10 protein-coding genes are annotated in these 12,644 nt (G+C 64.9%); 4 read left to right on the plus strand and 6 right to left on the minus strand.

Annotation, left to right across the window (positions count from 1 at the left end; translation table 11 throughout):
- The first annotated feature begins 135 nt into the window (after positions 1-135).
- Both AC1RWI_RS31995 and AC1RWI_RS32000 read left to right on the plus strand, forming a co-directional pair.
- The gene (locus tag AC1RWI_RS31995; RefSeq protein ID WP_492870350.1) at positions 136-1,401 is read left to right on the plus strand and encodes a M20 family metallopeptidase; all 1,266 of its coding nucleotides are present in this window, start codon (positions 136-138) and stop codon (positions 1,399-1,401) included.
- Positions 1,398-2,027 carry a trimeric intracellular cation channel family protein gene (locus tag AC1RWI_RS32000; protein WP_492870351.1) on the plus strand — a complete coding sequence of 210 codons (630 nt, stop codon included), beginning with the start codon at positions 1,398-1,400 and terminating at the stop codon, positions 2,025-2,027. Before AC1RWI_RS31995 ends, AC1RWI_RS32000 begins: the two co-directional genes overlap by 4 nt.
- A 117-nt stretch (positions 2,028-2,144) precedes the next feature.
- On the opposite strand, the gene AC1RWI_RS32005 is transcribed toward AC1RWI_RS32000, so the two are convergent.
- The 4 genes from AC1RWI_RS32005 to AC1RWI_RS32020 form a co-directional block, all read right to left on the minus strand.
- Positions 2,145-3,215 (minus strand): porin, encoded by a 1,071-nt coding sequence (locus tag AC1RWI_RS32005; protein ID WP_043358224.1) that lies wholly within the window; start codon positions 3,213-3,215, stop codon positions 2,145-2,147.
- A gap of 450 nt (positions 3,216-3,665) precedes the next feature.
- The gene (locus AC1RWI_RS32010; protein ID WP_043355490.1) at positions 3,666-6,710 is read right to left on the minus strand and encodes an FAD-binding and (Fe-S)-binding domain-containing protein; all 3,045 of its coding nucleotides are present in this window, start codon (positions 6,708-6,710) and stop codon (positions 3,666-3,668) included.
- A gap of 75 nt (positions 6,711-6,785) precedes the next feature.
- Complete coding sequence (locus tag AC1RWI_RS32015; RefSeq protein ID WP_043355492.1) at positions 6,786-8,054, minus strand: MFS transporter; 1,269 nt, start codon at positions 8,052-8,054, stop codon at positions 6,786-6,788.
- 261 nt (positions 8,055-8,315) lie between these two features.
- Positions 8,316-9,536, minus strand: a complete 1,221-nt coding sequence (locus AC1RWI_RS32020) for a pyridoxal-phosphate-dependent aminotransferase family protein (protein ID WP_492870352.1) — start codon at positions 9,534-9,536, stop codon at positions 8,316-8,318.
- Positions 9,537-9,706: 170 nt separating this feature from the next.
- Between AC1RWI_RS32020 and AC1RWI_RS32025 the strand changes: the two genes are divergently transcribed.
- Both AC1RWI_RS32025 and AC1RWI_RS32030 read left to right on the plus strand, forming a co-directional pair.
- Positions 9,707-10,432: a GntR family transcriptional regulator gene (locus AC1RWI_RS32025; RefSeq protein ID WP_043355496.1), complete on the plus strand. Its 726-nt coding sequence runs from the start codon at positions 9,707-9,709 to the stop codon at positions 10,430-10,432.
- Between the two features lie 86 nt (positions 10,433-10,518).
- Positions 10,519-10,737 carry a DUF2188 domain-containing protein gene (locus AC1RWI_RS32030; protein WP_043355498.1) on the plus strand — a complete coding sequence of 73 codons (219 nt, stop codon included), beginning with the start codon at positions 10,519-10,521 and terminating at the stop codon, positions 10,735-10,737.
- Positions 10,738-10,883: 146 nt separating this feature from the next.
- On the opposite strand, the gene AC1RWI_RS32035 is transcribed toward AC1RWI_RS32030, so the two are convergent.
- Positions 10,884-11,171, minus strand: coding sequence for a XapX domain-containing protein (locus AC1RWI_RS32035; protein WP_043355501.1), 288 nt, complete (start codon positions 11,169-11,171; stop codon positions 10,884-10,886).
- Between the two features lie 66 nt (positions 11,172-11,237).
- Positions 11,238-12,644, minus strand: a 1,407-nt coding sequence (locus tag AC1RWI_RS32040; RefSeq protein ID WP_492870353.1) for an amidohydrolase family protein, incomplete at its 5' end; no start/stop codon positions are given.

Below are 12,644 nucleotides of genomic sequence, written 5' to 3' on the forward strand. Positions count from 1 at the left end.
GACAGGCATGCTCCTGAATCACGGACCGGCAGATTGAGCACTATACTGAAACGCTACATATCCTCATCGGCGAAGCGGGATAGCCATTGCGCGATGGCATGAGGCATCCTGCCTATTCGCGATCCGGAGGTTGCCATGAATCCGCTCGTCCAGGCCCTGACTATCTGTAGCGGGAAACTGCTGGGGGAACTCGAAACGATCTACAAGGATATCCACCAGCACCCGGAACTGTCGATGCAAGAGGTTCGCACCGCCAAGCTCGCGGCCGACTACATCGAAGCGCTCGGCTACGCGGTGACGCGCGCGGTTGGCGTCACGGGCGTCGTCGGCGTATTGCGCAATGGCGAAGGCCCCACCGTGATGCTGCGCGCCGACATGGATGCGCTACCCATGGCGGAGAATACGGGCCTGCCCTATGCCAGCACCGTCAAGGCAAAAGATGAAGATGGTGTAGAGGTCGGCGTGGCCCACTCCTGCGGACACGACCTGCACGTGACATGGCTGATGGGGGCGTCGCGCATTTTTGCAGAGCATCGCGACGCCTGGAAAGGCACTGTCATGCTCGTGTTCCAGCCCGGCGAGGAAGTGGGCCGGGGTGCGGCGAGCATGGTTCAGGATTGGGGGGAGGGGCGCTTCCCCAAGCCAGACATTATCCTGGGCCAGCACGTGATGGTAGGACCGAGTGGAACGGTCCGCTACCGCCCAGGTGTTATCTTGTCAGCCGGTGACAGCTTGAAGATCAAACTATTCGGCCGCGGGTCACATGGCTCACAACCGCAGACCGCCATCGATCCGGTGATCATGGCTGCCGCCACCACTTTACGTCTGCAAACCATCGTTTCGCGTGAAATCTCGCCGCTGGACAATGCCGTGTTGACCATTGGCTCGCTGCAGGCCGGCACCAAGGAAAACATCATTCCCGACGATGCCACGATCAAGCTCAATATGCGCACCTTCGACGAAGATGTGCGCGAGTACATGCTGTCATCCGTCAGGCGAATCTGCTGCGCCGAGTGCGATGCCTCCAACGCCGAGCGGCCGCCCGAGTTCACCACCCTCAGCAGTTACCCGCTAACCGAAAACGACGATGCGTCGACGCAGAAGATCGCGGCGGCCTTCAAGGCGCAGTTTGGCGACCAGGCCTATGAGACGGCTCCGGCGTCGGCAAGCGAAGACTTCAGCATCTTCGGGCGTACGTGGAATGTGCCGTACGTCTTCTGGTTCGTCGGCGGTACCGCCCCCAGTGTGTATGCGCAGGCCAAGAAGGACAAGCAAATCAACAAGATACCTAGCAATCACTCGCCCAAGTTTGCACCGGTCATCCACCCGACGCTGGAAACGGGGCTGCAGGCCATGTTGACAGCCGCGTCTGCCTGGCTTTGCGGTCATCAAGAGGCATGATGGAACACAGTCTCTTTGCCTTGGTCGACCTGTTCGGTACCTTCGCCTTTGCAGTCAGCGGTGCCCTTGCCGCCGAACAGAAACGCCTCGATCTGTTCGGCGTCGTCGCGATCAGCTACATGACAGCCTGCGGCGGAGGCATCGTTCGGGATCTTTGCCTGGGCTCGTTACCGCCGGTGGGCATCTCGGATTGGCGGTATCTCGCGACCTCGGCATTGGCCGCGGCGATGGCAATCTGGGCGAGACCAATCGTCGACCATCTTCAGCATCCTGTCGTTTTTTTTGACTCGCTTGGACTGGGCTTCTTTGCTGTCGTTGGCGCACACAAGGCGCTGCTGTTTGGCCACAACATCGAGGTGGCCATCGTGCTCGGCATGGTGACCGCGGTCGGCGGCGGCGTGGCGCGAGATGTGGTGCTCAATCGCGTACCGATCATCCTGCAGAAGGAAATCTACGCACTTGCCGCACTGGTTGGCGCAGCCTTGCAAGTGCTTGGACAACTCATGGAATGGAGGGTGGCAGTTACGCCCTGGTTCGCGGCGTCGATCTGCTTCGCAATCCGCCTGCTTGCGCTCCGCTATTCCTGGAGCCTTCCTGTTTTTCACAAGACGGACGCCGCGCACTGAAAAAAGGCCGGCAGATCTGCCGGCCAAGCGTCCTTGCACCCAGTGAACAAAGGCAAGGTCGATATGACTTGTCTCCAGCGCACCCCGACAGCACGCTGGCTGAAATCGCGAGCGCTATTAGAAGCGGTGACGCACGCCAACCATGGCGCCGGTCTGGTTCTGGCCAGGCAGGGTGTTCATTGTGTTGGTCACGCCGTAGGTTGCCTGCCCCTTGTTCTTCACGTAGCCGAGCAGCACGTAGGCATCGGTGCGCTTGGACAGGGCATAGTCGGCATTCAAGACGTACATCCACGAACTGTTGCTGTCCTTGCGGGCGTCGGTGTAGTAAGCCGCGCCGGTCAGGCTGAAGGCAGGGGTGAACTTATACAGCGCGCCCAGCCAGTACAGGTTGTCCTGGCGGACTGCGGTCGCGCTGGTGACCTCATCGCGCATCCAGCGATAGCCGGCGAACACCTTGGCGTCGCCGAACGCATACGCGCCACCGATTGCGGCGCGCTTGGCCGCAGCGCCGGACGTGGCAATGGTGCTGCCCTGGTACTGGTCATAGGCGACACCCACCGAGACCGGGCCGTTCGCGTACGCCAAGCCGCCACCGAAGTTCTTGCCAACCCGGAAGCTACCGGGCACTTCCCCACCATTGGCGACGTTGCTATCGCGGCCGAAGCTGTAGAAACCCGTGGCGGTCAGGCCGCCGAACTTGCCGGTGTACTTGACGGCGTTGTCGGCGCGGCCGTTGAAGCCCTGGGTATCGACCGAGTTGAGCGAGTAGCTGCTGCCGACCGCCATCGGGTCGTAGGCGCCGAACAGGTCATACAGGGCGTTTTGCTGGCGGCCCAGCGTGACTGCGCCGAAGTTGCTCTGCAAGCCGACATAGGCCTGACGGCCAAACAAGCGGTTGCCTTGGCCGGACTTCCCCGTGTCGAGGTCAAAACCGCTTTCCAGCACGAAGATGCCCTTCAGGTTATTACCCAGGTCCTCCACACCGCGAATGCCCCAGCGCGAACCGGAGAGGCCACCGGACGTCACGCCTGTGACCGAGCCGCCACCGTTAGGGCCTTGCACGTGACTCTGGAAGCTAACGCCGGCATCGGCGATGCCGTAAAGCGTCACGCCGGACGATTGCGCCGAAGCAGCGGTGGACACGGCGCACGCAGCAGCTGCTGCCAAAACGAAGAGAGGTTTTTTCATGATCATTTTTCGGTTTCTGATTGATCCGGTAGGGTCGCGCTACCGGGGAAGCCTGCCTTGGCGAGAAGGCGAGACAACCAAGGCCAACTCCATGCGAGTGACGCATCGTAAGGCACTTATGTGACAGCAATAAGTAAATAGTTATCAGATATAAACATCTATTGTTCCGCATACGGGAATAACTGTTCGGGCAGGCGGCCAGTGAAGCATCGCCCTGAGGGCGTGCGCGGCGCTAAGCGGGGACGCGACCCACGCGCTTGAGTTGCAGTAAGGCAGCGAGTTTGGCGAGAGCCCAGAAGGACCTGCCAGGCTATGCCGCCAGGGCATGGAGTTGCCACACTGTGGCGGTAGCGCACCCTCCGGGCCGGTGGATTCACCCCTTGGCAAGACAGCGATCCACGCAGCGATCGCTGCGTGGCCAGGGCACCACCGCGGTGAACCGCGCGCGCATCAGGCCTGAGGCCCGCCCTGCCGCTTCAGCGCCATCGCCAGCACACGCGCCACGTGCATGGCCTCGGTGTCGGCGCCGTCCAGGATCTGGTGGCGGCAGCTGGTGCCGTCGGCCACCACGATGGCATTGGCGGCGCGCTTGCGCACCGCGGGCAGCAGCGCCAGCTCGGCCATGGCCTTGGACGCCTCGTAATGCTCGGCCTCGTAGCCAAAGCTGCCCGCCATGCCGCAGCAGGACGATTCCACCGGGGAGACCTTCAGGCCGGGGATCCAGCCCAGCACGGTCTGCACCGGGGTGAAGGCGTCGAATGCCTTCTGGTGGCAGTGGCCGTGCACCACGGCCTCGCTCGTCTGCAGCGCATCGAGATCGAGCGCAAGGCGGCCGGCTGCCTTCTCGCGCACCAGGAACTCCTCGAACAGGAAGGCCTGCGCGGCCAGCTTCCTGGCGTCGTCGCCGTAGCCATAGCTCAGGAACTCGTCACGCAGGGACAGCAGGCACGAAGGCTCCAGGCCGACGATGGGAATGTCGCGATCGACATAGGGCTTGACCGCATCCAGCAGGCGCCGCGCCTCCTCCCTGGCCTGGTCCACCAGCCCCGCCGCAAGAAAGGTGCGGCCACAGCACAAGGGGCGCTCGCCTTCGCGGCGGTTGAAATGCACCGTGTAGCCCGCCGCCTCCAGCACCTGCTGCGCCGCCAGTGCGTTCTCCGGCTCCATGTAGTTGCTGAAGGTGTCGACGAAGAGCATGACTTCGCGGCCCTCCCCGCCCTGGCGCATTGCCTTGGCTTTCGACAGGAACGCGGCCTTGAAGCGCGGCAGCGAGCGTTGCGGCGCGAACCCCATGGCCCGCTTCACCACACCGGAGATGCCGGGGATGCCATCGGCCAGCGCCAGCAGTGCGGCAAGGCGGCTCGCCACGCTCGCATAGCGCGGCATGAACGCCACCATGCGCTCGCGCAGGGTGATGCCGTGCCGCCGGGCCCAGGCATGGCGCGCTTCGATCTTGAACCTGGCCATGTCCACGCCGGTCGGGCAATCGCGCTTGCAGCCTTTGCAGGCGACGCACAGGTCGAGCGCTTCCTTGACTTCGGGGCTGGCAAGGCCGTCATCGCCCAGCTGCCCCGACACTGCCAGGCGCAGCGTATTGGCACGGCCGCGCGTGACGTGCTGCTCGTCCTTGGTCACGCGATAGCTCGGGCACATGGTGCCCGCATCGAACTTGCGGCAGTGGCCGTTGTTGTTGCACATCTCCACCGCCGCGGCCAGGCCGCCGGCGCGGTCGGTGCCCGTGCCGGGCGCCGTTTCCTCGCCGGTGAGCGGGTTGCGGCTGACGTTCCATGCGGACCAGTCGAGCGCCGGCGTGAGCGGCAAGGCGGCATAGCCCGGCGCAAAGCGGAAGTTCTCGCGCGCGTCCATCCTGGGCGGGCGTACGATCTTGTCCGGGTTGAAGCGGTTGTCCGGATCGAACAGCGCCTTGATCTCGCCGAAGGCGGCGTTGATGCGCGGGCCATACTGCCAGGCCACCCATTCGCCCCGGCACAGGCCATCGCCGTGTTCTCCGGAGTACGCGCCCTTGTACTCGCGCACCAGCTCGGCGGCTTCCTCGGCGATCTCTCGCATGCGCTCCGCGCCGTCGCGCCGCATGTCCAGGATTGGGCGCACATGCAGCGTGCCCACGCTGGCATGGGCATACCAGGTGCCTTCGGTCTCGTGCTTGTGGAACACGGCGGTAAGCCGGCGGGTGTACTCGGCCAGGTGCTCCAGCGGCACGGCGCAATCCTCGATGAAGGAAACCGGCTTGCCGTCGCCCTTCATGCTCATCATGATATTGAGCCCGGCCTTGCGCACGTCCCACAACGCCTTCTGCGACTTGGCGTCGGCCATCTTGACCACCGAGCCGGGCAACCCCAGGTCGCTCATCAGCGCCGCCAGGTCGTCGAGCTGCGCCAGCAGCGCGCTGTGTTCCTCCCCCGCGAACTCGACCAGCAGGATGGCCTGCGGCTCGCCAGACAAGGCGCTCTCGATGACGGGGCGGAACGCCGGGTTCTCCATCGACAGGTCGATCATGGTGCGATCCACCAGTTCCACCGCAACCGGCTTGAGCCTGACGATATGCTGCGTCATGTCCATGGCCTGGTAGAACGTGGGGAAATTCACCACGCCCAGCACCTTGTGCCGCGGCAGCGCAGACAGCTTCAGCGTGACCTGGCGGCTATAAGCCAGCGTGCCTTCCGAGCCCACGAGGATATGCGAGAGATTGGCGTAGCCGTCGTCGGTATAGGCGCGCGGATTCTGGCATGCGAACAGGTCGATGTTGTAGCCGGCCACACGGCGCAGCACCTTGGGCATGCGCTCGGCAATCTCGTCGCGCTCGCGCGTGGCAATGCGTTGCAAGCCCTGCAGAATGCCCGCCACGCGCGCGTCGGAAACGGGTGCCTTGAGCGTGCCGAAATGGCATTGGCTGCCATCTGCCAGCACGGCATCGATGCCCAGCACGTTGTGCACCATGTTGCCGTACTCGATGGAGCGCGAGCCGCAAGAGTTGTTGCCGGCCATGCCGCCGATGGTGCACTGCGCCCCCGTCGATACATCCACCGGGAACCACAGCCCGTGCGGCTTGAGCCAGGCGTTGAGGTGGTCCAGCACGATGCCGGGCTCAACCGTGACGGTGGCGGCCACGGGATCGAAATCCACCACGTTGTTCAGCCACTTGCTGTTGTCGATCACCAGCGCCTCGCCAACCGTCTGGCCGCACTGGCTGGTGCCGGCGCCGCGCGCCAGCACCGGGGCCTTCTCGTCGCGGGCGATCTCCAGCGCCAGCAACAGGTCCGCCTGGTCCCGCGGCACCACCACGCCGATCGGCGTGATCTGATAGATGGAGGCATCGGTGGCGTAGCGGCCCCGGGTGGCGCGGTCGAAGAACACGTCGCCGCGCAGTTCCTTGCGCAAACGGGCCGAGAGCGGCGACAGGGCCGGGCCGGCGCGGCCCGGCGACGGCACCAGATGGATCGGCTTGACGAGCATCGGGGAGGAGGATGGGTTCATGGCTTTCTACCAGGGCTTGTGTGGCGCGGTGCCGTGCCGGCGCGCCTTGTCATGCGAGGATCAGTTCTGCGTGGCTCAGGCGCGCAACGGCTTCGAGGCATCCGCGGGCTCGGCTTCGAACTTGCTCTCTGGCTGCATGCGCAAGGCCAGGATCACGCCGACGCCCATCAGCACCATGCTGCCGATAAAGGGCAGCTCCCAGCTGCCGAAGCGGTCGATCAGGTAGCCCGAGAGCACCGGCGAGATGATCGCGGCCAGCGCCGAGCCGGAATTCATCATGCCGCTCGCGGTGCCGGAATGCTCCGGCGCGATGTCCATGGGAATCGCCCACATCGGCCCGATCGTCATCTCGGCAAAGAAGAAGCCGGCGGCCAGGCAAGCCATCGAGACATAGAGGTTGTGCGTAAACAACAGGGGGAGCAGCGACAACATGGTCAGCAGCATGCAGACCGCCACCATCGCGCTGCGCGCGCGCTTCAGGCTGCCCGTACGGTCGTAGAGCTTGTCGGTGACGACGCCGCCCAGGGTATCGCCGATCACGCCGGCAAAGAACACGGCGGAGGCAAAGATGGCGGACTTCTTCAGGTCCAGGTCGTAGCTATGCAGAAAGTACTGCGGAATCCAGCTCAGGAACAACCACAGGGTCCAGCCGTAGCAGAAGTAGACGATGGTCACGGGGGCCATGCGCTTGAACAGGCGGCGCCAGGGCACGTCGGCAGCCTTCTTCCTGGGGGCCGGCAGCGTCTCGAGTTCTGCCGGGGTCATGCGGGGATGGTCCTTCGGATGCTCGGTGAACGTCACCGCCCACAGCGCCACCCAGACCAGGCTGATCGCGCCGCAGATGTAGAACGACTCGCGCCAGCCGTAGACCGCCATGATGGCGACAACCGCGGCCGGGGCCACGGCGTTGCCGACCCGGGCGCAGGCATGGGTGATCCCCTGCGCGAAGCCGCGCTTTTCCTTGGGCACCCAGCGTGCCATGGCGGCGGTGGCAGCCGGAAAGGTAGCGCCCTCGCCCAGGCCCAGCAGCAAGCGCGCGGCGAGCAGGGAAACCAGACCGCCGGCAAAGCCAGTGAGCAACGTGGCAGCAGCCCACAGCACGCCGCAGACCATCAGGGTGCGCTTGGCGCCGAACCGGTCGCTCACCCAGCCGCCGATGATCTGGAACACCAGGTAGGGATACGCAAAGGCCGAGAACACCAGGCCGATCTCGGTCTTGCTGAGGTTGAACTCCTGGCCAAAGCCGGCCGCGGCCGTGCTCACATTGACGCGGTCCAGGTAAGTGATGAAATACATGATGCATAGCATCCCCAGCACGACGCTGGTTGCACGCAGGCGCTTCATGGTTTGTCTCCGTTGTGTTATTCCTGCCCGCCCGGCGGGACGCCGGGGCCAGGGCAAATTCATCGCGGCCGGCTCTATGGCCGGCTCCATGGCCAGTTCGCGCTACCGCCCACAGGCGGTGGCATGGCTGCCGAATGGCAAAAATGGGCGGCACCTGTCCCTGGCCTCACCCCAAGGAGTGAAGCCACGCCTGCTTGCACTGGTTAACTTGTTGTTGCCTTGCGCGGGTTCAGGAAGGCCGCCCTGCCCTCCCGTGCTGGCTTATGCCGCGGCCTTCAGCACCGGGCTATCCGCATGCGATGCCAGGTACTCCATCGCCGCCACCACGCCGCTGGCCGCCACCGGCACGCCGGCGAGCTTCAGCCCCATCTCGCAGCCGGACAGCGTGGCCATCAACGTGAGGTCGTTGCAGTCGCCGAGATGCCCGATGCGGAACATCTTGCCGCGGATCTTGCCCAGCGCCTGTCCCAACGACATGTCGAAGCGTTCATAGATGCGCTTGCGCACTTCGTCGGCGTCCACGCCGTCGGGCATCATCACGCCCGTCAGCACGGGGCTGTACACGGAGGCATCCGCGCACTGGATCTCCAGGCCCCAGGCCCGCACCGCGCGGCGGGTGGCTTCGGCCAGCCGCTGGTGCCGCGCGAAGACGTTGTCCAGGCCCTCCTCCAGGATCATGTCCAGCGCCTCGGACAGGCCATAGAGCAGATTGGTGTTCGGCGTGTACGGCCAGTAGCCGTTCTTGTTGGCTTCGATGATCTCGTCCCAGGCCCAGAACGCGCGCGGCAGCTTTGCCGCCTTGCTGGCCGCGATGGCCTTGGGCGACAGCGCATTGAAGCTGATCCCCGGCGGCAGCATCAGCCCCTTCTGCGAACCCGATACCGTCACGTCCACGCCCCACTCGTCATGGCGATAGTCCGCCGAGGCCAGGCCGGAGATGGTGTCCACCAGCAGCAGCGCCGGGTGGCCGGCCGCGTCGATGGCGCGGCGCACCGCAGCGACGTCGGAGGTCACGCCGGTCGAGGTCTCGTTGTGCACCACGCACACCGCCTTGATGGCGTGCGCGCTGTCGGCGCGCAGGCGGGCTTCGATCATGTCGGCCCGCACGCCATGGCGCCAGCCCTCGACGCCTGGCAGCCCGAGAAATTCCGGCTTCAACCCGAGCGCTTGCGCCATCTTTTTCCACAGCGTGGCGAAGTGACCCGTCTCGAACATCAGCACCGTGTCGCCGGGGCTCAGTGTGTTGGTCAGTGCAGCCTCCCAGGCGCCGGTGCCAGAGGCCGGATAGATGATGACCGGCTGCTCGGTCTTGAAGATCTTCTTGATGTCCGCCAGCACCTTGCGGCCCAGCGCGCCGAACTCCGGGCCACGGTGGTCGATGGTCGGGTAGCTCATGGCACGCAGGATCCGGTCGGGCACGGGGCTCGGGCCGGGGATCTGCAGGAAGTGGCGGCCGGCGGGGTGGAAGTCGAGTTTGATCATGGGTTGTTCCTCCTTTGTGAATTATGCATTTTGCATTCAAAATACTTTAGCAGACGAAACGCGCCACATCCAAGCGCTGTTTTGGCCTGAACACCGGGTGTTTACCCCGGTTCTGGGTGCCTGCCAGGAGATGCAGTAGAATGCGAAAAACGCAAAGATAAGGACTTTGAATGCAGAATCCATCTGGCAACGACCTCACGCGCCCTGCCGCGGTCCTCCCCAAGGTTGAGCGCCAGCGGCTGCACGACACCGTGGTCGACCACCTGCGCAAGTTCATCGTGGAAGGCGTGCTGTCCCCGGGCATGAAGCTCAACGAGCGTGAGCTATGTGAAACGCTGGGCATCTCCCGCACGCCGCTGCGCGAGGCGTTCAAGGTGCTGGCGGCGGAGGGCCTGATCGAGATCTCGCCCAACCGGGGCGCCAGCGTCTCGCGCATGACCGAGGCGGAAGTCTGGGAAACGTTCGAGCTGATGAGCGGCCTGGAAGCCTTCTCGGGCGAACTGGCTTGCGAGCGCATCACGCCGGCCGAGCTCGCCGAGATCAAGGCGCTGCATTATTCGATGCTGGCCTGCCGCGTGCAGAACGACCTGCCGGGCTACTACAGCCGCAACCAGGAAATCCACGACCGCATCAACGAGGCGGCCCGCAACACCGCGCTGCGCCAGACCTACCAGGGCATCAACCGCCGCCTGAAGGCGCTGCGCTTTCGCTCCAACCACCAGACGGACAAGTGGGACCGCGCCGTGCATGATCACGAAGACATGATCAAGGCACTGGAAGCGCGTGACGGCAAGCTGCTTGGCGCCATCCTCAAGCGCCACTTGCTGGAGAAGCGCGACGCCATCATGCAGATCCATCCGGATCCGGTCGGCGACCCGCCTGCCCATAACGACTAAAGTCAGACGGTCTCCGATAGCCATGTGCTGGCACTGGACCAAAATGGAGTCAGCCGCTATCTGCAAGACCCCCACGGGAGATTGTCATGACAGCCCATAACATCCACGTTTTGCCACACGGTTCCGGATGGGACGTGATCCAGGAGGGCGCGCGGTATGCCAACTCGCATCACGCGTCCCAGGAAGACGCCGTGGAGGCCGGCACGCGCGACGCCCAGCGCGAGCAGGTCGAGTTATTGATTCACGGACAGGACGGACAGATCCATACCCGCAGCAGCTTCGGGCATGAGCCTCGCTCGATATAGCATGAAGATGGCCAAGCCGATAAGCGAGACGGATGAGAGAAACCGATAAGCGAAACCGAACGGCACGACATGGCATCCAGCAGCCGGAAGGGCAATCCGGGACATAAGCCCAGGTCCTGACGCCATGTCCCCGCGTGGGCTGGCGTCTACGTGCCGTTCTTGCCCCCCGTGCTGGCCACCGTTGCCGCCGCCCCCTGTGCCGGCGCGGGCGGCGCTCCACTGATCTTGGGCACGCACTCGGCGCGGAACCACGCAACGGTGATCGGCTCGCCGGCCATCAAGCGCTTCGCGGTAGGCACCACCTGCTCGCCAACCAGCATCCCAAGCAGCCCGATCAAGGCAATGGCGGGCGGGGCCGGCGAGCGGACCTGCAACAGCGCATAGATGATGCCAACCAGAATCCCCGCGCCGAACGAAACAAGAAACAGCTTCATGGTCCTTCTCCCTGGAAGTAGCCGCCGCTCAGGATGGTGGTGCGGGCCAAAGCGTGCTCCCTGCCATCAGAATGCCCAGCAGGAGCAACCCAACGCGCCCCAGAACCCGCGGTGGTCCGACACCGGCGCGCTGGACTGCCACGCGCCCGCGTGCGCATGGCCGTGCACGCCGCAGGCGCTCGCGCAGCCGCAGCCAGCCGTCACGGCCAGCGCCTGCGCGCCGGGCGCTAGCCGTGGCTGGTAGCCGCCAAAAGCGCGCACCGGCGCCCAGTCCGGCATGGCGGCCGGCAGCGGCGGCGCCAGCGTGCCGAAGTCGCCATCGCCATACACCACCTTGCCACCCAGCACCGTCATCACCGAGGTGATGTCCTGGATCTCGTCTCCGGGCACGCTGAAGTAGTCGGCGGACAGCACCGCCAGGTCGGCCAGCTGGCCGGCCTGGATCTGGCCCTTCTTGCCTTGCTCGGAGGAGAACCAGGTATTGGCTTCGGTCCACAGCCGCAGCGCCGTTTCGCGGTCGAGCAGGTTCGCTTGCGGATACATCGACAGCCCACCCACGGTCTTGCCGGTAGTCAGCCAGTACAGCGACACCCACGGGTTGTACGAGGCCACGCGCGTGGCATCGGTGCCGGCACCGACCTTGACGCCGCGCTCGAGCATGCGCTTGATCGGCGGCGTGGCCTCGGCCGCGCGCGCGCCGTAGCGCTCGACGAAATACTCGCCCTGGTAGGCCATGCGGTGTTGCACGGCGATGCCGCCGCCCAGCGCCGCGATGCGGTCGATGTTGCGGTCCGTGATGGTCTCGGCGTGGTCGAAGAACCAGTGCAGGCCATCGAAGGGCACATCCTTCGCTACCTTCTCGTAGACGTCCAGCGCGCGGGAGATGGTCTCGTTGTAGGTGGCGTGCAGGCGCCAGGGCCAGCGGTTCTCCGCCAGCAGGCGGATCACCGGCTCCAGGTCGCCTTCCATCGACGGTGGCATGTCGGGCCGCTCGACGCGGAAGTCCTCGAAGTCGGCGGCGCTGTAGACCAGCATCTCGCCGGCGCCGTTGTGGCGGTACAGGTCGTCACCCTGGCCAGGCTTGATCTGCTTGGACCAGCCGCTGAAATCGCTGAGCTCGTCCTTGGGCTTTTGCGTGAACAGGTTGTAGGCCAGGCGCACCGTGAGCTGGCCGTCCTTGTGCAGCTCCTCGATGATGTGGTAGTCCTCCGGGTAGTTCTGGTAGCCGCCGCCGGCGTCGATGACGCCGGTCACGCCAAGACGGTTCACCTCGCGCATGAAATGGCGCGTGGAGTTCTTCTGGTATTCGGGCGGCAGCTTGGGGCCCTTGGCCAGCGTGGCGTAGAGGATGGTGGCGTTTGGCTTGGCGAGCAGCAAGCCGGTGGGATTTCCCGCCTTGTCGTGCACGATCTCGCCGCCCGGCGGGTTCGGCGTGTCCTTGGTATAGCCCACGGCGCGCAGGGCGGCGCCGTT

The organism is Cupriavidus sp. MPR-AND1C (genome assembly GCF_058809705.1).

Bases quoted from the DNA above. Each gene is read 5' to 3' on its own strand.
- AC1RWI_RS32015 (WP_043355492.1), bottom strand. From the start codon at position 8,054: ATGAAGCGCCTGCGTGCAACCAGCGTCGTGCTGGGGATGCTATGCATC.
- AC1RWI_RS32030 (WP_043355498.1), top strand. From the start codon at position 10,519: ATGACAGCCCATAACATCCACGTTTTGCCACACGGTTCCGGATGGGAC.
- AC1RWI_RS32005 (WP_043358224.1), bottom strand. From the start codon at position 3,215: ATGAAAAAACCTCTCTTCGTTTTGGCAGCAGCTGCTGCGTGCGCCGTG.
- AC1RWI_RS32000 (WP_492870351.1), top strand. From the start codon at position 1,398: ATGATGGAACACAGTCTCTTTGCCTTGGTCGACCTGTTCGGTACCTTC.
- AC1RWI_RS32035 (WP_043355501.1), bottom strand. From the start codon at position 11,171: ATGAAGCTGTTTCTTGTTTCGTTCGGCGCGGGGATTCTGGTTGGCATC.
- AC1RWI_RS32020 (WP_492870352.1), bottom strand. From the start codon at position 9,536: ATGATCAAACTCGACTTCCACCCCGCCGGCCGCCACTTCCTGCAGATC.
- AC1RWI_RS31995 (WP_492870350.1), top strand. From the start codon at position 136: ATGAATCCGCTCGTCCAGGCCCTGACTATCTGTAGCGGGAAACTGCTG.
- AC1RWI_RS32010 (WP_043355490.1), bottom strand. From the start codon at position 6,710: ATGAACCCATCCTCCTCCCCGATGCTCGTCAAGCCGATCCATCTGGTG.
- AC1RWI_RS32025 (WP_043355496.1), top strand. From the start codon at position 9,707: ATGCAGAATCCATCTGGCAACGACCTCACGCGCCCTGCCGCGGTCCTC.